The organism is Phenylobacterium sp. (assembly GCF_022402485.1).
Lineage (GTDB): Bacteria > Pseudomonadota > Alphaproteobacteria > Caulobacterales > Caulobacteraceae > Phenylobacterium.
This window is the reverse complement of the sequence record NZ_JAKRSA010000010.1, coordinates 157,920-181,662: the sequence shown is the minus strand read 5'-3', so window position 1 is coordinate 181,662 and position 23,743 is coordinate 157,920. Positions and strand designations below refer to the sequence as shown.

Genomic DNA, 23,743 nt, shown 5'->3' with positions numbered 1-23,743 from the left:
CACAAGGTTTGAGCCTGATCAGCGCCCTAAAGGCGCTCCACCGTCAGCTCGCCATTGGTGTAGACGCAGATGCGCGCGGCGATGCCCATGGCCTTGCGGGCCACCTCCTCGGCGGTGAGGCCTGAGTCCATCAGGGCAAGGCCAGCCGCCAGGGCATAGTTGCCGCCAGACCCGATGGCCGCCACGCCGCTTTCCGGCTCCAGCACGTCGCCGACCCCGGTGACCGTGTAGATGGCGGACCTGTCGGCCACCAGCAGCATGGCTTCGAGCTTGCGCAGGTAGCGGTCGGTGCGCCAGTCCTTGGCCAGGTCCACACAGGCCCGCGCCAGGTGTTCGGGGTACTGTTCGAGCTTGGTCTCAAGCCGCTCGATCAGGGTGAAGGCATCCGCCGTGGCCCCGGCGAACCCGGCCAGGACGCGACCGCCGGCCAGGGTGCGGACCTTGCGGGCGTTGCCCTTGACCACGGTCTGGCCCATGGAGACCTGACCGTCGCCGGCGATGACGGTCTGGCCATCCTTGCGCACCGCCAGGATGGTCGTGCCGTGCCAGTCGGGGAAGTTGGGATTTGTCTGCGACATCCGCCGGGATGTGGCGACCAGGGCAGGTGAGGTCAAGCGCCATGGAATTTTCCGACGCCGAGGTTGAGCGCTACGCCCGCCATCTGGTGCTGCGGGAAGTGGGCGGGCCGGGCCAGCAGAAGCTGAAGGCCGCCCATGTGCTCATCATTGGCGCCGGCGGCCTGGGCGCGCCCGCTGCGCTTTATCTGGCCGCTGCCGGCGTCGGCCAGATCACCCTGGTGGACCCCGACGCCGCTGACCTCTCCAACCTGCAACGCCAGGTGATCTATCGCCCCGCAGACGTGGGCACGCCCAAGGTGGAGGCCGCCGCAGCCCAGCTGTCCGCCCTCAACCCGCATGTGAAGATCAACCCTGTGCGCCTGGCCCTCGACAGCGCCAACGCCGGGCCCCTGATCGCCGGCGCCGACCTGGTGCTGGACGGCACCGACGACTTCGCCACCCGCTTTGCGGTCAACGCCGCCTGCGTGGCCCACGCCAAGCCCCTGGTCTCCGGCGCCCTCGGCCGCTGGACCGGCCAGGTCGGCGTGTTCAAAGGCCAGCCCTGCTACCAGTGCCTGGTGCCGGCCATCCCCCCCGACGCCGAGACCTGCGCCGCCGTCGGCGTCATCGGCGCCCTGGCCGGCGTCATCGGCGCCATGATGGCGCTGGAAGCGATCAAGGTCATCACCGGGGCGGGGGCGGCGCTGGAGGGCCGGCTGCTGATCTATGACGGCCTGGCCGCGGAGACGCGGACGGTGCGGATTGGGGCTGATCCGGGGTGTGCGGTGTGTGGGGGCGGGGAGGTAGGCGTTCAGCCTATCGCTCCGAGTCCTCTGATTCCGGGGGACGAAAGGTCATAGGAATCTTCACTCTGGCACCGACCGGTCCCCTGAACCTCATTTCCTTTGACGCCCTTATCGCCTTTTCGCCGAATCCAGCGCCAGCCGGGCTTTCGCTCTGGACGGTGCAGTCATCAAGCTTAGCGTTGGCAACCACTGTGCAGATCAGAACCACCTGACCGGGCTGATCATGGGCAGGCGCCGCCATCGGCGCTTCCGTTGTCATGGTCTCCGGCGTCGCCATCAGCAAGAAAAGAAGGAGCCAAGACATCAGTGCCTTTCTGGTGTCGCAGCGGAGGTGACCGCGAACCGCGTCGAGAAACGGGCCGTGCGCAGAATGTCCATCAGCCACCCAACCTTCGCGCGTCTTGCGAGCTGATGCTCGCCTAAGTTCAAATGGATAGCTTGGCCTTAGTCAACGACCGCTAGACAGGCCGGGCTGACATCCTCATCAGCCAGACCTTCGAACAGCGCCTGCTCCCGGCCATCCCCCCGACGCCGAAACCTGCGCCGCCGTCGGCTTCATCTGCGCGCTCGCCGGCGTCATCGGCTCCATGATGGCCCTGGAGGCGATCAAGGTGATCTCGGGGGCGGGGGCGGCGCTGGAGGGCCGGCTGCTGATCCATGACGGCCTGGCCGCAGAGACGCGGACGGTGCGGATTGGCGCTGATCCGGGGTGTGTGGTGTGTAGGGGGCAGCGAGGCTAGGGGGAGCTGCGCGATATCCACCTCAGAAAGTGGCCGAGAAAGCAGCAAGAGGCTTCAGTGTCGACATCTTAGGGCCTAGACTGGAATTTGAATCCAGTTCGCATTTTCAGTGGGCGCTGGTGCATGGATCGGGGTTGCCACTGTGACATTGGTGATCGCAACGGCGTCGCGCTACTTTGCTGTGATGGTCAGCGACCGCATGATCACCGTCAGCCGGCGCGGGCACCCAACCAGAATATTTGATCCCTCGTCTAATAAGTCGGTGATTTTTATTAGTTCGGATTGCGTTCTTGTATTCGGATACACTGGTGTGGCCTATTTGGATCGAATCCCAACTGACCAATGGCTTGCCCAAGAGCTATGGGGTGCGCCTATAGTTGCGGACGACTCCGGGGGCATACCCATGGTGGGCGGCCAACGCCCTGGCCGAAAGCGGATTAATCAAATTCTATTTGGGCTTAGGAATCGGCTCCGAGCGACTCCGGGTGGTGATCAGGTCGAGATCATGGCCGTCGGGTACAGATACTACCGCAATCGGTTCACCCCTCTCCTAATTGCCTTCGATGGAGCCGAGGGGACACTGAAGGCCCCTATGATGACGATGCGGCCATCGACAGACAAAGCTGGGCGGGAGGCGATGATAGGCACCATCCCAACTCGTGCGACGATAGATGAAGCCCGCTCAGAAGCGCCGATTTTACAACGGTTAAACGAGCTTCAGCTCGCGGCACACGTCGCATCGATCCACACCTCAGTAGTTCGCAGAACCGCAGCAAAGACGGTGACGGTCGGTCCCCACGTAATGAAAATAATGATTCCGACGAGCCATCACCGATCTTGGGGGAGGGGTCCTTGGCAACGAAAGATCGTTTGCCAGTTTGATCCCCTTGTTTCGGAAACTGGCGCCAGAGATGACGCAGCGAGTGCATTGGGCGCGCCTTCGGCCTTCTCCCCTTGGGTTGTTACTGACGTAGGATTTCAACCCGCAGCCTTCATGGGCAACATGGGTATTGTGCGAAATTTCCGAGGATGGAGTGTGGAACTGTCGCAAACTCGGCCCAACGCCGCTTTGGGCGCCAACGTCTTCAGCGCACAAAAGCGGCCAGCAATGCCACGCTAGCGGGCTAGGGGCTTACCCCCCAAGCCTCGACCTGACGCGCCCACGCCAATCCCCTATCTGCTGTACCTGCCCCGCCACAGCCCCCAGAGCCCATGCCCCCTCGTCTCAAACCGACCCGCCTGGGATATGTCGTCGATGGGGTGCGGCTGCGGGCGCAGTTGTCGGACGCAGCGCTGGAGGGGGTCGCCGAGGCCCGCACGGTGCACACTGGCGGCGACCTGACTTGTCCCGTCTGCGGCGCAGGGCCGGGCTGAGGCTGGTCGGAACGGCCCGAACGCTGGCTCTGTGACTGTCTGTGAAGGATGGTCTCGGCTGGTCTTGCGGGTCGGCGCTGACCTGGCAAACGATAGCGCCATTGCCCAGACGGGGGACGATGTTCTACTATCGTTCTCGCCCGTAAAGTCGCCGAGACCTTACTCCATGTCGAGACCTGACCCGTCGGGCGATGAGCCCGTGCAACTCTTCGAAGACGCCGATACCGGCGACCGCTTCCTCGTCTACGGAACGGAGAAGGGCGTTCGGATCGAGCTGCGCTATGAGGGTGACGCGCTGTGGATGACCCGAGCGCAAATGGCTGACCTCTTCGGCCGCGACGTTTCGGTCATCGCCCGGCACATCGGGAATATCTTCGGAGAGGGTGAGTTGCCACAGGAGAGCAATGTGCAAAGCGTGCACATTGCTCACTCGACGAAGCCGGTCTCGCTCTACAGCCTCGATGTCATCATTTCGGTGGGCTACCGGGTAAGCTCCGCGCAGGCCACGCTCTTTCGGCGGTGGGCGACGGACGTGCTGGTCCGCTTTGCCACGAAGGGCTTCGTGGTCGACGTGGAGCGGCTGAAGAATCCCGCCGAGCAGGACCGCGCGGCGGAACTGCGCGAGATCATCCGCGACATCCGAAGCGCAGAAGCGAACCTCTACGCGGAGATTCGCAACATCTGCGCCATGTGCCAGGACTACGATCCAAAGTCGGACTCATGGCGCGAGTTCTATCGGAACACCCAGGCCAAGCTCTGTTACGCGGTGACCAACCTGACGCCGGCGCAGGTCATCAAATCCCGCGCTAACGCCTTGGAGGACAATATGGGCCTTCAGGCGTGGTCGGGCGACCATGTCCGTTCAAACGATGTGACGGTCGCGAAAAACTTCCTCCGGCCGCCAGAGATCAAAGAGCTGAACCGGCTCACCGACATCCTGCTGAGCATATTCGAAGATCAGCTCGACCTCGGCCGGCTCACGACCATGGGGCAGGCGAGCGAAATCCTCGACCGCAATCTTCGGCAACTCGGCCGTCTGGTGCTGGGCGGCGGTGGTCCCGTCTCTAAGGAGAGCGCCGACCAGCACGCCAAGACGCAATACCAACGCTTCTCCGAGCAGCGCCGCGCTGAAGCCAAGCAGCGAGCCGACGAGGATTATGCCGCCCTGAAGGACGCCGCCAAGGGGCTGCCCAAGCCGCGTCGCGCCAAGCAGCCTGACTAGGGGCTGCATCCGAACCAGATAGCGCGCCCAAACCCCTCGACCTGACGGGCGAAGGCTGAGAGCCTATATGCTGTAATGCGCCGCCACAGCCCCCAGAGCCCATGCCCCCTCGTCTCAAACCCACCCGCCTGGAATATGTCGTCGATGGGGTGCGGCTGCGGGCGCAGTTGTCGGCCGCAGCCCTGGATGCGGCGGGCGATGAGGCCGAGCAGCGCCGCCGCGCGCTGGAGATCCTCAAACAGGCCCTGTTTCGCGGTCGGATGATTGCCAAGGAGCGGCTGGAGAATGGGGCCGGCGGCATCGAGACCGCGCGGCTGTTGTCCGGGGTCACCGACGAGGTGGTCACGGCGCTCTATGACTTCACCACCGTCCACATGATCCGGGCGCGCAATCCCACCGAGGGGGAACGCCTGTGCCTGATGGCGGTGGGGGGCTATGGGCGGGGCACCCTCGCGCCGTTCTCCGACCTCGATCTGTTGTTCCTGCGCCCCTACAAGCAGACCGCCCATGTGGAGAGCGTGATCGAGTACATGCTCTATGCCCTGTGGGATCTGGGCTTCAAGGTGGGGCATGCCTCACGCACGGTGGACGAGTGCGTCAAACTCGCCCGGGAAGACTTCACCATCCGCACCTCGATCCTGGAGTCCCGGCGCCTGACCGGCGACGAGGCCCTGGCCCAGGAGCTGACCACCCGGTTCCGTAATGAGGTGGTCAAGGGCACCGGCGCGGAGTTCGTCGCCGCCAAGCTCAAGGAGCGCGATGAGCGCCAGGCCCGGGCCGGGGCCAGCCGCTATATGGTCGAGCCCAATGTGAAGGAGGGCAAGGGGGGCCTGCGGGACCTCAACACCCTGTTCTGGATCGCCGAATATCTGAACCCGTCCAAGCCGGTGGACGGGGTGCCGCAGCTGGAAATGTTCGAGGGCCGGGAAATCCGCGCCTTCATCCGGGCCTTTGACTTCCTCTGGGCCGTGCGCGCCCACCTGCATTTCGCCACCGGCCGCCCCGAAGAGCGCCTGACCTTCGACCTGCAGCCGGAGATCGCCCAGCGCATGGGCTATGGGGACCGGGCCGACAACCCGGCCGTCGAGCGCTTCATGCGGCGCTACTTCCTGATCGCCAAGGAGGTCGGCGCGCTCACCCGGGTGTTCGCCGCCAAGCTGGAGGCCGAACGGGTCAAGTCCGCGCCGCGGGGCATTTCGCGGCTGTTCCCCGGCGGTCGCAAATCCACCCGCAAGCCCCTGGACGTGGAGGGCTTCATCGAGGAGGGCGGGCGCCTGGATGTGGACGGGCCCGAGGTGTTCGAGGCCGATCCGCTCAACCTCTTGCGGCTGTTTCAGATCGCCGACCGGCGGGACCTGGACCTGCATCCCGACGCCTTTACCGCCGCCACCCGGTCACTGGCCCTGATCACCTCGAAGATGCGCCGCGACCCCAAGGCCGCCAAGATCTTCCTGGATATCCTGGCCGGGGGCCGTGATCCCCAGCGGACCCTGACCCTGATGACCGAGGCCGGCGTGCTCGGCCGCTATCTGCCGGAGTTTGGCCGCATCGTCGCCCAGATGCAGTTCAACATGTACCACTCCTATACGGTGGACGAGCACACCCTGCGGGCCGTGGGGGTGATCGCCGACATCGCCGGCGGGCGGATGGCCGACGAGCACCCCCTGGCCACCGCCCTGATGCCGCAGATCCAGGAAAAGGACGTCCTCTTCCTGGCCATGCTGCTGCACGACACCGGCAAGGGGGGCGTGGCCGGCGGCCAGGAAAAGGCCGGCGCCCGCTCGGCCCGGGCGGCCTGCGAGCGGCTGGGCCTGCCCCGGGCCCGCATCGACCTGGTGGCCTGGCTGGTGGAGCATCACCTGGAGATGAGCGACTACGCCCAGAAGCGCGACATCTCCGACCCCCGGACGGTGGCCGACTTTGTCCGCATGGTGCAGACCCCTGAGCGTCTGCGCCTGTTGCTGGTGCTGACTGTGGCCGACATCCGCGCCGTGGGTCCCGGCGTCTGGAACGGTTGGAAAGGCCAGCTTCTGCGCGATCTCTACGCCTCGGCCTCAGCGGTGTTCCGGGGCGGGCGGGCCGATGACGCCGTGGCCGTGGTGCGCCAGCGCCAGGCCTTCGCCGCCGCCGAGATCCGCGCCCGCCTGACCGAGGCCGACCCCGCCGCCGTGGCCTGGGGCGAGGCCATGGAGGACGCCTATTTCACGGGCTTTGGTCAGGACGAGATCGCCATCCATGCGGCGGTATCCCAGCGGGCCCATGCGGAGGGCGCGGCAGCCATGGGCTATGTGCGCGAGGACCTCAACGCCGCCGAACTGGTGGTCGCCGCCAAGGACCGCACCCGGCTGTTTGCGGACCTGACCCGGGCGATCACCGTCTCCGGGGCCAGCGTCCTGGGGGCGCGGGTCTTTACCTCCCGCCAGGGCCAGGCCCTGGACGTCTTCTATCTGCAGGACATCACCGGCCGGCCGTTTGGCCAGGACAATCCCCAGGCCCTGCCCAAGCTGGCCGAACAGCTGGAGGCCGCCGCCCGGGGGGTCATGCCCCATGGGGAAGCGCCCCGGGCCGGGGGCGAGGCCCGCACGGCAGCCTTTGCCATCAAGTCTACGGTGCTGATCGACAATGAGGCCTCAGAAAGCGCCACCATCGTTGAAGCCTCAGGCCGCGACCGGCCGGGCCTCCTGACGGCCCTGGCCAATACGATCGCCGACGCCGGCCTCTCCATCACCTCGGCCCATATCGATTCCTATGGGGAGCGGGCGGTGGACGCCTTCTATGTCACCGACGCGGCGGGCTGGAAGGTGACGGAAACCAAGGCGCTCGCCCCCCTGAAGACCGCCCTGCTGGCCGCCCTCAATGAGGGCGACGCCGCCCGGATCCGCAACCGCTCGGGCCTGCAACGGGCCCCGGCCAGCATCGCCCGGTAAGGCTCAGCCCCGGTCGTCCCCGCCGGTCACCTCGGCGAAGATCTCGGCAGTCTGTTCCCCCAGGCGGGGCGGGTGGCGGCGGATGTTGGACGGGGTCTTTTCGAACTTCACCGGCGGGCGGATGGCCTTGTAGCGGCCCAGATGCGGGTGGTCGTAGGGCTCGAACAGGCCAACGGCCTTAAGGTGCGGATCGTTTTCCAGATCCTCAAACCGGTTGGTCCTCTGCACCGGGATCGACAGGCCCTTGAGCAGGGTCAGCCACTCGGCGGTGGTCTTGGTGGAGGTGACATCCTCGACCATGGCGTAGAGCTCATGGGTGTGCTTGGCCCGCTCGGCATAGTCGGCAAAGCGCGGGTCCTGGGCCACCGTCTCGGTCCAGCCGGCCACGGCGAAGAACTGGTCCCACTGCTTGTCGGTATAGGGCAGCAGACCGATATAGCCGTCCTTGGTCTTGAAGGGCTTGCGGTGGGGGTTGGTCACCCGCTGGTAGGACCACTGGCCGGTGGGCGGCTCGTAGGCGTGGTCATAGAGGTTCTCCACCAGATTGAAGCTGGTGACGCATTCCAGCATCGGCACCTCGACGAACTGCCCCTCGCCGGTGCGGGCCTTGTGAAACAGGGCCGCGGTGATGGCCTGGGCCATGAAAAGGCCCGAGACCTTGTCGGCCGCCAGGGTCGGCAGCAGGCGCGGGGTAGGATCACCGTCGGTGCGGGGCAGGAGATCGGCGAGCCCTGAGGCCGACTGGATCAAGTCGTCATAGGCCGGCTCGCCCGCATAGGGGCCCTCAGACCCGTAGCCTGCCGCATGGACATAGACCACGTCGGGGCGAAGCTTTTTCACCGTTTCATAGTCGAGACCGAGCCGCTTGAGACCCTCATAGCGGACCGAGGCGGCGAACACGTCGCAGCTGGCGATCAGGGCCTCCAGGGCCGGGCGGATCTTGGGGTCGCGCAGGTCCACCAGGGCCGAGCGCTTGTTGCGGTTGATGGTCAGGAAGATGGGGCCGAGGTCCTTGGGCGCGCCCTCTGGGGGATGGCCGGCCCAGCGCATGATATCGCCGCCGTCGCCGCGGCCCGAGCCCGGATCCTCCAGCTTGATCACATCGGCGCCCTGGTCCCCGAGGATCTGGGTGGCGTAGGCCCCGAACACCACACTGGTCAGGTCGAGGATGCGGACCCCCGAAAGGGGTCCGGTCGCCGACTGACCCAGTTGCTTGCCTTCCGCCATGGACGTTCTCCGATATGGTCCCTATGCGTGCTTATGCTGTGGCCCTGGCGCTGCGCCAAGCGACGATCTGAGTGACCTGAAGAGAGCGTGCGATGGAATTTCAACTGTCCGACGAGCATCGGATGCTCAAGGAACTGACCGCCCGGTTTGTCCGCGATCAGCTGATGCCCCTGGAGGCCGGGGTGCTGGATCGGGAGGCCAAGGGCCAGGGCCTGTCCTTGGGGGCTGAGGACCACGCCCGCCTGGATCAGATCTCCAAGGAGCTGGGCCTCTGGGGCCTGGACGCCCCGGAGGATGTGGGCGGCTCGGACCTGCCCTTCGTGGCCATGGTCGGCGTCGGTGAGGAGCTGGGTCGAACCATCACCCCCTACACCCTGCCCCCAGACAGCCCGAACCTGCGCATGCTCATGGCGACGGTGAACGAGCGGCAGCGCGAGGCCTATCTCGCCCCCTATGTGCGCGGCGAGACGGTCTCGGCCATCGGCATTTCCGAGCCCGGTGCCGGGGCTGACCCCTCAGCCATGACCACAAGGGCTGTCCGCGACGGGGACGACTGGATCATCAACGGCCGCAAGATCTGGATCACCCGGGCCGCCGACGCAGACTTCACCATCCTGATGGCGGTGACTGACGGCGAAAAGCGCGCCCGGGGCGGCATTTCGGCCTTTCTGGTGGACCGGGACGCCCCGGGCTTCCACGTCCTGCGCCAGATCCCGATGATCGGCGGCCAGTCCACCTATGAGGTGGTGCTGGAGGATTGCCGGGTCGAGGGCTGGAAACTGCTCGGCCAGGAGGGTGCGGGCTTTGCCCCCATGCAGATCCGCCTGGGCACCCGGCGGATCGAGATGGCCGCCTGGTCCATCGGCATGGCCCAGCGGGCCCTGGACATGATGGTGGAATACGCCCCGCAGCGGACCACCTTCGGCTCGCCCCTGTCAGAGCGCCAGGCCATCCAGTGGTGGGTGGCCGACGCCGCCACCCGCATCCACGCCGCCCGCCTGATGACCTATGACTGCGCCTGGAAACTCGACCAGGGCCGCGACACCCGGGTGGAGATCTCCATGATCAAGGCCTATGCCACGGAGATGGCCTGGGAGGTGGTCGACCACGCCATGCAGACCTTCGGCGCCATGGGCATGACCAAGGAGCTGCCCTTGCAGCTCATGGCCGCGCGCCTGCGCACCATGCGCATCTATGACGGCCCCACCGAAGTCCACAAATGGGTGGTGGCCCGCAATCTTCTGGGAACCCGCAAATGACCACCAAGTCCGATCATCTCGTCATCAGCGTCCAGGACCATGTGGCCCAGCTGATCTTCCATCGCCCGCCCGCCAACCATGTTTCGGTGGATCTGGTCCGCGATATCGCCGACACCCTGCTGGCCTTCGACCGCGACCCCGCCGTGCGCGCCACGGTGCTGGCCTCGGAGGGCAAGCCCTTCTGCGCCGGCGCCGACCTCGCCTCCCCCACCGGCATTGGCGGGTCGGGGATGGACGGGGTCTCCGAGCTCTATGACCAGGCCGCGCGACTGTTTTCGGTGGAAAAGCCCATCGTCGCCGCCGTCCAGGGCGCCGCCGTGGGGGCTGGCCTTGGCCTCGCCCTGGTGGCCGATTTTCGGGTCGCCGCCCCTGAGGCGCGGTTCTCGGCCAATTTCGTCAAGCTGGGCTTCCATCCGGGCTTTGGTCTGACCCACACCCTGCCCCGGGTGATCGGTGCCCAGCGGGCCGACCTGATGTTCCTCACCGGCCGGCGGGTGCGGGCCGACGAGGCCCTGGCCTGGGGTCTGGTGGATGAACTGGTTCCCCATGAGGAGCTGCGCCAGTCGGCCTTTGCGCTCGCCGCCGAGCTGGCGGAGAACGCCCCCCTGGCCGTGGTCGCCACCCGCAAGACCACCCGCGGTAAGCTGGCTGAGGCCGTCGTCGCCGCCACCGCCCATGAGCATCAGCAGCAGACCATCCTGCGGGCCACGGAGGACTTCGCCGAAGGCGTGGCGGCCGTGAACGAGCGACGCCTCGGCCGCTTCAAGGGGCGGTAAGGCCCGCCGCCCGCCTGAGGCTCAGGTACGCGCGCAGCGAGCCTCAAGGCCCGCGGCGCGCAGAACCCCTCAGCTGACCGGGAAGCCCTTGTCGCGGAGATAGGCCCCCACATCGGGGTCCCGACCGCGGAAGGCGCGATAGGTCTCGGCCTGATCCACCGTGTCGCCCACCGACATGATGTGGTCGGTGAGGCGCTGGGCCACGTCCTTGTCATAGAGCCCGCCGGGCGCCTCCTCGAAGGCCTCGACGGCGTCCTGCGACAGGACCTCAGCCCAGAGATAGGAATAGTAGCCGGCGGAATAGCCGTCGGAGGCGAAGACGTGGGCGAACTGCGGGGTGCGATGGCGCATGGGCAGTTCCCGGGGCATGCCGAGTTTGGCCAGTTCCTCCCGCTCGAAGGCGTCGGGATCGATGTCGGCGTCGCCGGCCAGGTGCAGCTGCATGTCGATCAGGGCCGAGGACAGATACTCGGTGACCTCAAACCCCTGACGGAAGGTGGAGGCCTGCTCGATCTTCTGGGCCAGGGCCTCGGGCATGGGCGCGCCGGTCTCATGATGCAGGGCAAACTGGCTCAGCACCTGGCGGGTCGGCAGCCAGGCCTCATAGACCTGGCTGGGGAACTCCACATAATCCCGGGGCACTCGGGTGCCGGACAGGGACGGGTAGGTGACGTTGGACAAGAGGCCATGGATGGCGTGGCCAAACTCGTGGAACAGGGTCGTGGCGTCGTCCCAGGAGATCAGTACCGGCTGGCCCGCAGCCCCCTTCACGAAGTTGGAGTTGTTGGAGACGATCGGGGTGATGACCCCGTCCATCTTCTGCTGGCTGCGATAGGCGTTCATCCAGGCCCCCGACCGCTTGCCCGTGCGGGCATAGGGATCGAAGTAGAACAGGCCCAGGTGGCCGCCGTTGCGCTTCACCTCCCAGACCCGGACATCGGGATGATAGACCGGCACGTCGGTCACCGGGGCGAAGCTCATGCCAAAGACCTCGCCGGCGGCCCAGAACATGCCGTCCACCAGCCGGTCCATCTGCAGATAGGCCTTCACCTCGTTCATATCGAGGGCGTAGCGGGCGGTCCGGACCTTCTCGGCATAGTACCGGTAGTCCCAGGGCTCGATCTTCACACCACCCTTTTCCGCATCGGCAATGGCCTGCATCTCGGCCACCTCCTCGGCGACCCGGGCGATGGCCGAGGGCCAGACCCGCATCATCAGCGCCATGGCCGCGTCCGGCGTCTTGGCCATGGCCGCCTCCAGGCGCCAGTGGGCATGGGTCGGATAGCCTAGCAGCTTGGCCCGCTCGGCCCGCAGCTTCAGGATCTTCCGGATCAGGGCGTTGTTGTCATGGGCGTCGCCGTTGTCACCGCGGCTGTAGAAGGTGCGCCAGACCTTTTCCCGCAGATCCCGGCGCTCGGAATAGGTCAGGAAGGGGTCCATGGAGGACCGGGTGTTCAGGATGGCGAATTCGCCGGGGCGGTTGCGCTCGGTGGCCGCCGCAGCCGCAGCAGCGCGAACGTCCTCCGGCAGGCCCCGCAGCTCGGCCTCGGTCTTCAGATAGAGAACATAGTCGGTCTCGTCGGCCAGCAGGTTCTGGCTGAAACTGGTGAAGGCCTGGGCCAGCTCCCCATTGATCTGGGCCACCCGAGCCTTGGCGGTGGTGTCGAGCTTGGCGCCGGCGCGGACAAAGGCGTTCCAGCGCTTCCAGGTCAGACGCTGCTGTTCCGGCGTCAGACCGGCGCTCTCGCGGGCCTCATAAACCTGCTCAACGCGGGCAAACAGCTTGGCGTTCTGGAGGATTTTGTCGGCGTGGGCCGACATCTTCGGCGCCATGGCCGTCTCCACCGCCCGGACCTCCGGATTGGACAGGGTGCTGCCCCAGATCCAGAAGATGGTGTCCACGCGCTCGCCCGCCGCGCCGACACGCTCAAGGGCCGCGATGGTGTTCTCGAAGGTCGGCGGAGCAGGGTTGCCGGCGATGGCCTCGATCTCCGTCAGCTCCTGGGCCATGGCGGCTTCCAGGGCCGGGGCGAAATCGGCGATCTTGACCTTGTCGAAGGGCGGCACCCCGCCAAAGGGGCCGGTCCAGGGGGCCAGCAGAGGGGTGCCGTCGGCGGCGAAGGCTGTGAGCGGAAGGGCGGCAGCGGCGAGCGTGGCGCTCGACACAGCCAGGAACATGCGCCGATCCATGGGGGAACTCCGGTCTCATCAAGGGGGACGTTTGGCGCGACCTTAGGCACCTCCCGCCTGAACGTCACATGACAGGCTTGTAATGTCACATGCCTCACCCCTGGCGAGACAGGCAAGGGGAGGCTAAAGGCCAGACATGGCCATTGGTGTATTTGATTCCGGTGTGGGCGGGCTGACCGTCCACCGCAAGCTGGCGGAACACCTCCCCAGCGCCGATCTGATCTATCTGGCCGACCAGGCCAACGCCCCCTATGGCGGCCGGGCCGGCGAAGAGATCGTCGAGCTGACAAGGGCCGGCTGCGAGCGTCTGTTCGACCAGGGCTGCGATCTTGTGGTTTTGGCCTGCAACACCGCCTCGGCTATTGCACTGCGCCGCCTGCAGCAGACCTGGCTCCCGCAACGCCGGCGTGAGCTTGGCCGACCCGTCAATGTGCTGGGCCTGATCGTGCCGACCATCGAAGCGGCCACCGGGCTGCCCTGGGAGCATGAGGCCGAGCGCCGCGGCGACAAGGTGGAGAAGCTGGACATTCTGGCGGTCTTCGCCACCCCGGCTACGGCCCGCAGCCGGGTCTATGAGATCGAGATCGACAAGCGCCGGCAGGATGTCGCCGTCTTCGTCGAGCCCTGCCCCGACCTGGCCCGCATGATCGAGGACAATGCCGGCGCCGTGGAGCTGGCCCAGGCGGTGGAGGCCCATGTGGCAAACATCACCGCTCGCATCGGTCGGGCGCCTGACCGGGCGATTCTGGGCTGCACCCATTATGAGATCATCGCCGACATTTTCCGCGCAGCGCTCAAGCCCGGCACGCCACTGATCCACCAACCCGACGCCACGGCCCTGGCCCTGGCCAGCTATCTCGAGCGGCATCCAGAGCTCGACCCTGGCACCGGCGGTCTGCGGCGATTCCTGACCACCGGTCGCCCCGGTGCCCAGCACCTATTGGTGGAAACCTTCTGGGAGGGCCCGCTCGCCTTCGAGCCGGCCTAGCTCCCGAGCGAGGCGCTAGGTTTCTTCGATACGTTTTGCCGACTTGATAGGGCTGTTCTATAATTCGGTCATGATCCTGCCCACCGTTCGCCAACTGCAATATCTGAAGCTCCTGGCCGAGCATGGTGCCTTTGGACGTGCCGCGGAGGCCGCCCATGTGACTCAGCCGACTCTCTCGGCGGGCATTCAGGAACTGGAGCGGACCCTGGGGGCACCGGTGGTCGACCGGGCACGCACTGGGGTGATCCTCACCACCGTGGGCGAGGCAGCCCTGCGTCGGGCCGCCACCATTCTCAACGAGGCCGAGGAAATGGTTCAGGAGGCCCGCCGGGTCGGGCAGCCCCTGTCAGGGCGGTTTCGTCTCGGGGTGATCCCGACCATCGCCCCCTTCCTGCTGCCAAGGGCCTTTCCCCTGTTGCGGGCCCGCTATCCGGAGCTGCGCCTGTTCCTTCGGGAGGATCTGACCGCGCGGCTGATTGCCGGCCTGAAGGCTGGCCAGCTGGACGCGGCCCTGATCGCCCTGCCCTATGAAACAGCGGGGCTCGACCTCGCCCATGTAGCCGACGATGAACTGGTGGCCGCCCTGCCGGCCAACCATCCCCTGGCCAAGATGAGTGCAACGCCCCCCGATGAGCTGGAGCGGGCCGAGATGATTCTGCTGGAGGACGGCCACTGTCTGCGTGAGCATGCCCTGGCCGCCTGCGGCCTGAAGGCCCCCCGGGCCAATACCGATGATGGTCCCTTTGCCGCCACCTCCCTGCCGACCCTGGTGCAGATGGTGGGATCAGGCCTCGGCGTCAGCTTCCTCCCGGCCATGGCCGTGGCCGCCGGACTGACCGATGCCGCCGACATCACCATCCGGCCGCTGGCCACCGACCATCCGAGCCGGGAGATTGTGGTGGCCTGGCGCGCCGGCTCCAGCCGGGCAGCCGAAGGCCGGCTTCTGGCCGACATCATGCGCGAGGTGGTGGACCCGCCCCTGACGGTGTGAGGCCCCCTAGGCTGGCAGCACCACCACCCCATCGCCGTCAGCGAACAACCGATCGCCCGGTTTGAAGATCACCCCGCCAAAGGCCACCGGCACATCGGCCTCCCCCAGATCCCGGCGGACGCTGCGCAGTGGCATGGTCCCCAGCGCCTTGACCCCCAGGTCGAGGGTCGCCAGCACTGGGGCATCGCGCACCGCCCCGTTCACGACCACCCCGGCCCAGCCATGGTCCACCGCGCTCTGGGCGATCAGGTCGCCCACCAGGGCGCAGTTGAGCGAACCGCCCCCATCCACCACCAGCACGGCCCCATGCCCCGGCGTCGCCAGAATGGCCTTCACCTTCGAATTGTCCTCATGGCAGCGCACGGTGCGGATCAGGCCGGAAAAGGTCCGCCGGCCGCCCAGGTCGCGCAGCTGCAGGCGCAGGACCTGGGCGCGGCCTTCGTTCTCATCGGACAGGTCGGCGGTGGAGGGGGCCTCAGACATGGGACGGCCTTGAAAGGTTGGGCTTCACCGGCTCATACCGGGCTGGGGCAAATTCTTCCAGACCCTTGCCAGTCGAGGCCGGGCTGAGGGAAACTCTCGCCGCCACCACCACATTGGGCGGCATACCATTTCACAGGACCGCGGACGCCAGAACGAGCCGCGGCCAGACCATTTCCAGGGACGAGACCATGGCTGACGAGATGATTTCCCTGAGCGCGCGCCTGGCGCAGCTGGCGAAGGACAAGGCCGACGCGCCGGCAGTGTCCAGCGGGGACGACACCCTCACCTACAGCCAGTTCCATCGGCGCACCAATCGCTTGGCACGGGGGCTCCTGGCCCTGGGGGTCAAGCAGGGGGATCTGGTGACCCTTGGCCTGCCCAACGGCATTGGCTTTGTGGAGGCCTGCTGGGCACTCTGGAAGGTCGGCGCAACGCCGCAGCCGGTGTCCTTTCGCCTGCCCAAGGCCGAGCTCGAGGCGATCATGGAGCTGGCCAACACCCCCATCGTCATCGCCGCCTTTGATCACGCCATCGACCGGCCCCTGGTCAGCATCGACGCCATCGCCGCCTTGGCCGAGGATGAGTCTGACCTGCCTGACGTGATCGCGCCGGTGTCCAAGGCGCCCACCAGTGGCGGCTCTACGGGTCGCCCGAAACTGATCCTGGCCGGCCAGCCCGGGGTAACCACGGCGGAGGTTCCTGAGGTGGGGGGCTGGCAGCTGCGGGCGGACTCCATCGCGCTGTTGCCCGCCCCGCTCTATCACAATGCCGGCTTCGGCATGATGATGTCGGCCATCAATATGGGGGCCCACATCGTGGTGATGCCCCGGTTTGACCCCAAAAAGACCCTCGCCGAGATCGCCCGTTGGAAGGCCACCTGGGTCTATATGGTCCCGACCATGATGAACCGGATCTGGCACCTGCCCGAAGAGGTTCGGACCCGCCACGACCTGTCCTCCCTGCAGACCCTCTGGCACCTGGCCGCCCCCTGCCCGCCCTGGCTGAAGGAGGCCTTCATTCACTGGCTGGGGGGCGAGGTGATCCAGGAGCTCTATGCCGGCACCGAGGCCCAGGCCTCCACGGTCATCTCCGGCACCGAATGGCTGGAACACCGGGGTTCGGTGGGCAAGGTCCGCATGGGTGAAATGATCGCCATGGACGAGGCGGGAAATCCCCTGCCCCCCCGGGAAGTCGGCGAAATCTATATGCGCCGGCCGGAGGGCGCGGGCCCGTCCTACAAGTATCTCGGCGCCACGGCCAAGACCCTGCCCGGCGGCTGGGAGAGCCTGGGCGACATCGGCTGGTTCGATGAGGACGGCTATCTATACCTGGCCGACCGCCGGACCGACATGATCCTGGTGGGGGGCTCCAACGTCTATCCGGCCGAGATCGAGGCGGCGCTGGATGAGCACGAGGCGGTGATGTCCTGTGCGGTGATCGGGATTCCCGACGACGATCTGGGGAACAAGATCCACGCCATCGTGCAGGTGAGCCGGCCCACCACGGACGCTGAGCTGCGGGACTATCTGTCGTCGCGGCTGGTGACCTACAAGCAGCCCCGGACCTATGAGTTCATCGACGAGCCCCTGCGGGACGACGCCGGCAAGGTCCGCCGCTCGGCCCTGCGCGAGGCCCGACTCGAGGCGCTGACGGCGCAGCCGCCGGCCTAGAGCGGCTTGCTGGAGGGGGGCCGGAGGCGTCCTTCGAGGCGAGCCTCGAGGGACGAGGTCGACCGCACCTCATCACCAGGGATGACACCGGGCACCGGCACGGATAAGGCCACCCCCATTGAATAGAACCATAATCCGGGAAGGGACATGAGCATTAAAGGCACGGCCTACATCATGGGCGCCTACGAGCATCCGCTCCGGGACGCCCCCGACATATCCACCCCCCAGATCCATGCCGAAAGCGCCAAGGGTGCCCTGGCCGATGCGGGGCTCACCAAGGACGATGTGGACGGCTATTTCTGCGCCGGCGACGCCCCAGGCTTCGGCGGCATGTCCATGATCGACTATATGGGCCTGCGGAACGTCCGCCACATGGACTCCACCGAGACCGGCGGCTCGTCCTACATCCTGCATGTGGGCCATGCCGCTCAGGCCATCGCCGCGGGCAAGTGCAAGGTGGCCCTGATCACGCTTGCCGGCCGTCCCCGGCAGCAGAAGTTCGGCGGCTTCGGCGGCGCGGGTCGCCCTGGTCAGCTCACCGACGGCCCCCCGGAAGCCGGCTTTGAGAACATTTACGGCGGCACCACCCACAATACCTACGGCATGTGCGCCATGCGTCACATGTACGAGTACGGCACCACGTCTGAGCAGCTGGCCTGGATCAAGGTCGCCGCCAGCCATCACGCCCAGTGGAACGAGCACGCCTTTCTGAGGGATGTGGTCACCGTTGAGGATGTGCTGAACTCGCCGATGATTGCCGATCCCCTGCACCGTCTGGACTGCTGCGTGGTCACCGACGGCGGCGGTGCCCTGATCGTCACCAGCCCGGAGATCGCCAGAAGCCTGAACCGGCCCAAGGTGAAGATCATCGGCGCCGGGGAAAGCCCCAAGGGGCCCATGGGCGGCCATGATCTCGACCTCACCCATTCCGGCGCCCTGTGGTCGGGACCGATGGCCTTTGACGAGGCCGGCGTGAAGCCGTCCGACATGAAGTACGCTTCGATCTATGACAGCTTCACCATCACCGTGCTGATGCAGCTTGAAGACCTGGGCTTCTGCGAAAAGGGCCAGGGCGGCAAGTTCGTGGCCGACGGCAATCTGATCTCAGGGGTCGGCAAGCTGCCCTTCAACACCGATGGCGGCGGGCTCTGCAACAACCACCCCACCAACCGCGGCGGCATCACCAAGGTGATCGAGGCTGTGCGTCAGCTGCGCGGCGAAGCCCATCCCAAGGTCCAGGTCCCCAACTGTGACCTGGCCATCGCCCACGGCACTGGCGGCTCGCTGGGCACGCGCCACGGCGCGGCCACCCTCATCATGGAACGGGAGTAGGTCTCATGAGCGATACAAAAACCGCCCCCGAGGCGCAGGCCCGCAAGATCCCGGCCCCGCCGGTGACGATCGAGTCCAAGCCCTTCTGGGACGCCGCCGCCGAGGGCCGCTTCCTGATCAAGCGCTGCAACAGCTGCGGTAAGGCCCACTGGTATCCCCGTGGCCTGTGCCCGATCTGCTTCTCCGACGACACCGTCTGGGAAGAGAGCCCGGGCGAGGGGGTGATCTACACCTTTTCGGTCATGCGCCGCTCGCCGACCGGGCCCTACGCCATCGGCTATGTGACCCTAAACGAAGGCCCAGCTGTCCTGACCAACTTCGTGGACTGTGACTTCGACAAGCTCGCCATCGGCCAGAAGGTGAAGGTCAAATTCCAGGAGACTGAGAACGGTCCGCCTGCGCCGGTGTTCAGCCCGGCCTAGGGACCGCCGCATGCGGTGTTAAGGGGGACACGAAGAGCACAAAGGATCGCCAAGGATACGAAGCGGGGGCGACCCCAACCTTGGTGCTCTTGGTGTAACCTTCGTGTCCTTTGTGTCCCCGCTTTCAGACAGCGCTGCGCGCCAAGCGTCCGCCGACCAGCGCTCGACAGGGCCAAGCCGGCCGTGCCCTTATGGGGCGGTGTTTCCGGAGTTCCCGCTCTTGCCCCTGCGCCGCCTGCGCCTGATCGCGCCCCTGCTCGCCGCCCTGGCGCTCACCGCCTGTCAGGACGGGCCGAGCCGACCGCCCTGCGCAGAGGGCAAGGTCTGCCTGGAGTTTGGCAACAACACCGAGCCGGCGACGCTTGATCCCCAGCAGAGCAATCTGGTCGATGAGTTCCAGGTCATTGGCGACCTCAATGTTGGCCTGACCACCGATGCGCCGGACGGAACCCCGATCCCGGCCCTGGCCGAACGGTGGGAGACCTCGGCCGATGGCCTGACCTGGACCTTCTATCTGCGCGACGCCAAATGGTCCGACGGCGTGCCGATCACCGCCGAGGATTTCGTCTACGCCTACCGCCGGATCCTGAAGCCCGAAACCGCGTCGATCTATGCCTATCTGGTCTTCCTGCTGAAGAACGGCGCGGCGGTGAACGCCGGTGAGGCACCGCCGGAAGCCCTGGGCGCCCGGGCGCTGGGTGACCGGACCCTGGAACTGACCCTGCAGAGCCCCGCCCCCTATCTGCCGGAGCTGCTCAAGCACCTGTCGTTTTTTCCCGTCCCCCGGCACGTGGTCGAGACCCTGGGCGACCAGTGGGTCCAGCCCGGAAACTATGTGAGCAGCGGCCCCTATCAGCTCGTCTCCTGGCGGCTGGGGGAATATATCGAGGTCGAAAAGAACCCTCACTTCTGGGAAGCCGACAAGGTCTGCATCGACACCATCCGCTACTATCCGACCGCCGACGCCGTGACCGCCGAACGGCGGGTGGCCGCCGGCGAGCTGGACGTCAATACCGGCTTCCAGTCCAACCGGCTGTCGAAGATCAACCAGACCATGCCCGGTTATGCCCGGACCCATATCTCGCTTGCCACATCCTACCTGTCGTTCAACACCCGCGAGGTGGTCGCCTTCCGTGATCCCCGGGTGCGCAAGGCCCTCTCGGCCGCCGTCGATCGGGACTTCATCACCGACAAGCTGCTGCGGGCCGGCCAGGTCCCGGCCTATGCCTTCGTGCCGCCGGGAACGGCCAACTATGTGGCCAATGGCCCGCGCACGAGCTTTGCAGATCTGAGCCTGGAAGACCGGCAGGTCCTGGCCAGGAACCTCCTGGGCCAAGCCGGCTTTGGCCCCGACCGCCCCCTCGAGGTGGAGATCAAGACCGGCAACACCCCCGACACCACCTTGATGGCCCAGGCCATCCAGGCCGACTGGCAGGCCATCGGCGTCCGCGTCCGCCTGGTGCAGAACGAAGGCCAGATCGCCTTTGCCGCCTATCGGATGCGGGACTTCCAGATCGGCTCCATGAGCTGGTTTGCCGACTACAACGATCCCCTGACCTTCCTGGAGCTGCTGCACTCTCAGACCGGGGCCCAGAACTATGGGGACTATGCCAATCCCGCCTATGACGCCCTGCTAGCCCAGGCTGCCGCAGAACCCGATCTTCAGGCCCGCGCGGCGATCCTCGCCCAGGCCGAGGCCCTGATGTTGGCCGAAGACGCCCTGATCCCGGTGCTGTTTGTGGTCAACAAGGCCCTGGTGAACCCCAAGGTCACCGGCTGGGTGGACAATATCGCCAACTTCCACCGCAGCCGCTGGCTGTGCGTGGACGGCGACGGGCGAGATCCGATGTCTTGACCGCGCCGCCACAAGACCCCAGAGGCCCGGGGGTGAACCTGCCGACCTCGACTGAGCCCGCCAACAGCCCGCCTGCGCCCCCGGCCCCCCGGCGGGGCGGAATGCTGCGCTCATCGATGATCTTCGCCGCCCTGACCCTGTTCAGCCGAATCATGGGCCTGGTCCGCGACCTGGTGGTCACCGCCAAGCTGGGCGCCAGCATGACCATTGCCGCCGACGCCTATTATACGGCGCTGGCCTTTCCCAATCTGTTCCGGCGGATCTTCGCCGAGGGCGCCTTCGCCGCCGCCTTCGTGCCCGGCTACGCCAAGCGGCTGGAGGGGGATGGCGAGGCCGTCGCCAACCAATATGCCGCCGACGCCGCCGCCGGCCTGGCCGTGGTGACTGTGGCCCTGACCCTCGCCGCCCAGGCCGCCATGCCCTGGCTGATGTACGTCATCAATCCAGGCTATGTGGACGAGCCGGACAAGTTCCGGCTGGCGGTGATCCTGACCCAGATCACCATGCCCTATCTGCCGTGCATGGCCATTGCGGCGCTGTTTTCCGGCATTCTCAATGCCCATGGCCGCTTCATCGTCTCAGGATTCTATCCGACCATCTTGAACGTGGTCATGCTAGCGGTGGTCTGGCCGCAAGGAGACGCCGTCACCGCCGCCTATGCCGCCTCGGTGGGGGTCGGTGTGGCCGGCGTCGGCCAGGCCGCCCTGGTCATCTGGGCCGCCCGCAAGGCCGGGGCTCGGGTACGGCTGGTCCGCCCCAGGCTGACCCCGGACATGCGCGACCTGGTGCGCCGGGCCATCCCCGCCGCCATCGCCAACAGCGCCACCCAGATCAACATCTTCATCTCCGGGATTCTGGCCTCCCAGGTCTCCGGTGCCCGGGTCTGGCTGAACGTCGCCGACCGGCTCTATCAGCTGCCCATGAGCCTGGTGGGGGTGGCCATCGGCATCGCGCTCCTGCCCCGCCTGTCCCAGTCCCTGCGCCGGGGGGACGCCGCCGACGCCAAGCTGGTGATGGATCAGGGCCTGATCTTCGGTCTGGCCCTGAGCCTGCCAGCGGCTGCGGCCCTGATGGCCATGCCGGTCTATCTGATCGATGGCCTGTTCACCCGCGGGGCCTTTGTCTATGCCGACGCCGCTGCGGCTGGGGCCCTGTTGTTCCACTATGGCTGGGGCACGCCGGCCTTTGTCCTGCAACGCATCCTGCAGCCGGCCTTCTTCGCCCGGGAGGACACCCGCACGCCGATGCGGTTCGCCCTCATCTCGGTGGCGGTCAATATCGTCGCCGGCCTGATCCTGTTCGCCTTGGTCGGGGTGCCGGGCATTGCCATGGCCACCAGCCTGGCGGCCTGGATTGCAGTGATCCAGATGCTGATCGCCCTGTGGCGGCGTCGGGATTACCGGCCCTCGCCGAAGGTGGTCTCCAAGATTATCCGGGTGGCACTGGCCAGCCTGGTCATGGGCGGCGTGCTGGCCGTCGCGGCCTTTAACCGCGATGTCCTTGAGGCCTGGATCACCGCCCTTGGCCTGCCCTTGTTGGGTGCCAAGGAGATCGGGGTGGTGGTGCTTTCGGCCGGCGGCCTAGCGCTTTATGGCCTGCTCGTCATGGCGTTCGGCGGCGTTACCCGGGCCGAGCTCAAGGCCGCCATGACCCGCCGCAATGGCGCGCCGGTGGAACCGGCCGATCTAGGCTAGCTCCCTCTCAAGGGGCGCGTTCCAGACTTGCCACCGGCCCTGCGCCCGACTATCGCATGACCATGGCTTTTCCGGCTCGGAACTCCTGGCGATGGTGCCGCGCGTCCTGAACGCCCCTGGCTAGGGGCGCAAGCCCTCGCGCGCGCGAAGCGCGTGTCTTCAAAATTCCGCTCGAAGTCGAAGCCCTAAGTCCCATGACCGATCAAGTCCCCCCCGCCTATAGCGGACCAAAGCGTGTGCTCTCCGGCGTGCAACCCTCCGGGGCCCTTCATCTGGGCAACTATCTGGGTGCGCTCGTAAAATTCGCCCGCCTGCAGCACGAGATGGAGACCTTCATCTTCGTTGCTGACCTGCACGCGATCACCGTCTGGCAGGATCCGGCCCTGCTGAAGAACCAGGTGCGGGAGATTACCGCAGCCTATCTGGCCGCTGGCCTTGATCCGGAGAAGGCGACCATCTTCCCGCAGTCTGCGGTACCGGCCCATGCGGAACTGGCCTGGATCTTTAACTGCGTCGCCCGTCTGGGCTGGCTCGACCGGATGACCCAGTTCAAGGAGAAGTCGGGCAAGCACAAGGAGCGGTCCAGCGTCGGCCTCTATACCTATCCGGTGCTCCAGGCCGCCGACATCCTGATCTACAAGGCCACCCATGTCCCCGTCGGCGATGACCAGCGCCAGCACCTGGAGCTGACCCGGGATATCGCCGCCAAGTTCAACCACGACTTTGACGCAGAGGGATTCTTCCCCCTGCCTGACGCCCTGACGCAGGGGCCCGGCTCGCGGATCATGTCCCTGCGGGACGGGAGCGCGAAGATGTCCAAGTCCGATCCGTCGGACAATTCGCGGCTGAACCTTCTGGATGACGAGGACGCCATCGCCCAGAAGGTCCGCAAGGCCAAGACCGACCCTGAGCCCCTGCCCGAAACCCTGGACGAACTGAAGGGCCGACCTGAGGCGGAGAACCTGATCGGCATCTATGCCGCCCTGGAGGGCCGCACCTCAGCCGAGGTGCTGGCGGAGTTTGCGGGCCAGGGTTTTGGCACCTTCAAGCCCAAACTCGCCGATCTCGCCGTCGCCAAGCTGGGCCCGGTCGGGGCGCAGATGCGCCGGCTGATGGCCGACACGGGCGAGATTGATGCGGTCCTGGCCAAGGGGGCAGAGCGGGCCCGAGCAGCGGCGGCCCCGACCCTGGCGCAGGTGCGGGCCAAGGTGGGTTTCTGGGGGGCCTGAT

19 protein-coding genes and 1 pseudogene are annotated in these 23,743 nt (G+C 66.6%); 15 read left to right on the top strand and 5 right to left on the bottom strand.

The window, feature by feature from the left end; genetic code table 11:
- Positions 1–26: 26 nt before the first annotated feature.
- Positions 27–578, bottom strand: coding sequence for an ATP-dependent protease subunit HslV (gene hslV, locus MH112_RS03330; RefSeq protein ID WP_296563967.1), 552 nt, complete (start codon positions 576–578; stop codon positions 27–29).
- Between the two features lie 41 nt (positions 579–619).
- Between hslV and moeB the strand changes: the two genes are divergently transcribed.
- Positions 620–1,417 carry a molybdopterin-synthase adenylyltransferase MoeB gene (moeB, locus tag MH112_RS03325; protein ID WP_296563777.1) on the top strand — a complete coding sequence of 266 codons (798 nt, stop codon included), beginning with the start codon at positions 620–622 and terminating at the stop codon, positions 1,415–1,417.
- Here the strand turns inward: moeB and MH112_RS14955 are convergent.
- Positions 1,374–1,604, bottom strand: coding sequence for an energy transducer TonB (locus MH112_RS14955; protein ID WP_365786074.1), 231 nt, complete (start codon positions 1,602–1,604; stop codon positions 1,374–1,376). The two genes, moeB and MH112_RS14955, sit on opposite strands and share 44 nt — an antisense overlap.
- A 280-nt stretch (positions 1,605–1,884) precedes the next feature.
- On the opposite strand from MH112_RS14955, the pseudogene MH112_RS03320 reads away from it, so the two are divergent.
- The 4 genes and pseudogenes from MH112_RS03320 to MH112_RS03305 form a co-directional block, all read left to right on the top strand.
- Positions 1,885–2,103 (top strand): annotated as a pseudogene (locus tag MH112_RS03320) (molybdopterin biosynthesis protein MoeB); the annotation flags it as partial.
- Between the two features lie 1,212 nt (positions 2,104–3,315).
- Positions 3,316–3,477: a hypothetical protein gene (locus MH112_RS03315; protein ID WP_296563775.1), complete on the top strand. Its 162-nt coding sequence runs from the start codon at positions 3,316–3,318 to the stop codon at positions 3,475–3,477.
- Positions 3,478–3,643: 166 nt separating this feature from the next.
- Positions 3,644–4,699: a RhuM family protein gene (rhuM, locus tag MH112_RS03310; protein WP_296563772.1), complete on the top strand. Its 1,056-nt coding sequence runs from the start codon at positions 3,644–3,646 to the stop codon at positions 4,697–4,699.
- A 101-nt stretch (positions 4,700–4,800) separates the two neighbouring features.
- A complete protein-coding gene (locus MH112_RS03305; RefSeq protein WP_296563769.1) occupies positions 4,801–7,626 on the top strand; it encodes a [protein-PII] uridylyltransferase in 2,826 nt (941 codons plus the stop codon).
- 3 nt (positions 7,627–7,629) lie between these two features.
- On the opposite strand, the gene MH112_RS03300 is transcribed toward MH112_RS03305, so the two are convergent.
- On the bottom strand, positions 7,630–8,853 hold the full coding sequence (locus MH112_RS03300; protein ID WP_296563767.1) for a CoA transferase: 1,224 nt from the start codon (positions 8,851–8,853) through the stop codon (positions 7,630–7,632).
- Between the two features lie 92 nt (positions 8,854–8,945).
- Between MH112_RS03300 and MH112_RS03295 the strand changes: the two genes are divergently transcribed.
- Positions 8,946–10,112, top strand: coding sequence for an acyl-CoA dehydrogenase (locus tag MH112_RS03295; protein ID WP_296563764.1), 1,167 nt, complete (start codon positions 8,946–8,948; stop codon positions 10,110–10,112).
- The gene (locus MH112_RS03290) at positions 10,109–10,888 is read left to right on the top strand and encodes an enoyl-CoA hydratase/isomerase family protein (RefSeq protein WP_296563762.1); all 780 of its coding nucleotides are present in this window, start codon (positions 10,109–10,111) and stop codon (positions 10,886–10,888) included. Before MH112_RS03295 ends, MH112_RS03290 begins: the two co-directional genes overlap by 4 nt.
- Before the next feature lie 69 nt (positions 10,889–10,957).
- Here MH112_RS03290 and MH112_RS03285 read toward each other — a convergent pair whose 3' ends face one another.
- Complete coding sequence (locus MH112_RS03285; RefSeq protein ID WP_296563760.1) at positions 10,958–13,078, bottom strand: M3 family metallopeptidase; 2,121 nt, start codon at positions 13,076–13,078, stop codon at positions 10,958–10,960.
- Between the two features lie 136 nt (positions 13,079–13,214).
- Between MH112_RS03285 and MH112_RS03280 the strand changes: the two genes are divergently transcribed.
- Both MH112_RS03280 and MH112_RS03275 read left to right on the top strand, forming a co-directional pair.
- Complete coding sequence (locus MH112_RS03280) at positions 13,215–14,066, top strand: aspartate/glutamate racemase family protein (protein ID WP_296563757.1); 852 nt, start codon at positions 13,215–13,217, stop codon at positions 14,064–14,066.
- Positions 14,067–14,136: 70 nt separating this feature from the next.
- Positions 14,137–15,057 (top strand): hydrogen peroxide-inducible genes activator, encoded by a 921-nt coding sequence (locus MH112_RS03275; RefSeq protein ID WP_296563755.1) that lies wholly within the window; start codon positions 14,137–14,139, stop codon positions 15,055–15,057.
- Between the two features lie 6 nt (positions 15,058–15,063).
- Here the strand turns inward: MH112_RS03275 and rraA are convergent, their stop codons facing one another.
- Positions 15,064–15,540: a ribonuclease E activity regulator RraA gene (gene rraA, locus MH112_RS03270; RefSeq protein WP_296563754.1), complete on the bottom strand. Its 477-nt coding sequence runs from the start codon at positions 15,538–15,540 to the stop codon at positions 15,064–15,066.
- A gap of 188 nt (positions 15,541–15,728) precedes the next feature.
- Here rraA and MH112_RS03265 point away from each other — a divergent pair, with 188 nt between their 5' ends.
- The 6 genes from MH112_RS03265 (at position 15,729) to trpS (ending at position 23,742) form a co-directional block, all read left to right on the top strand.
- Positions 15,729–17,210: an AMP-binding protein gene (locus MH112_RS03265; protein ID WP_296563752.1), complete on the top strand. Its 1,482-nt coding sequence runs from the start codon at positions 15,729–15,731 to the stop codon at positions 17,208–17,210.
- Between the two features lie 147 nt (positions 17,211–17,357).
- Positions 17,358–18,542, top strand: coding sequence for a thiolase domain-containing protein (locus tag MH112_RS03260; protein ID WP_296563750.1), 1,185 nt, complete (start codon positions 17,358–17,360; stop codon positions 18,540–18,542).
- Between the two features lie 5 nt (positions 18,543–18,547).
- Positions 18,548–18,964 (top strand): Zn-ribbon domain-containing OB-fold protein, encoded by a 417-nt coding sequence (locus MH112_RS03255; protein ID WP_296563748.1) that lies wholly within the window; start codon positions 18,548–18,550, stop codon positions 18,962–18,964.
- Positions 18,965–19,184: 220 nt separating this feature from the next.
- Positions 19,185–20,819, top strand: coding sequence for a peptide ABC transporter substrate-binding protein (locus MH112_RS03250; protein WP_296563745.1), 1,635 nt, complete (start codon positions 19,185–19,187; stop codon positions 20,817–20,819).
- Between the two features lie 101 nt (positions 20,820–20,920).
- Entirely contained in the window at positions 20,921–22,513 is a 1,593-nt protein-coding gene (gene murJ / locus MH112_RS03245; protein WP_296563742.1) for a murein biosynthesis integral membrane protein MurJ, read from the top strand.
- Between the two features lie 194 nt (positions 22,514–22,707).
- Positions 22,708–23,742, top strand: a complete 1,035-nt coding sequence (gene trpS / locus MH112_RS03240; RefSeq protein ID WP_296563739.1) for a tryptophan--tRNA ligase — start codon at positions 22,708–22,710, stop codon at positions 23,740–23,742.
- Position 23,743: the final 1 nt, after the last annotated feature.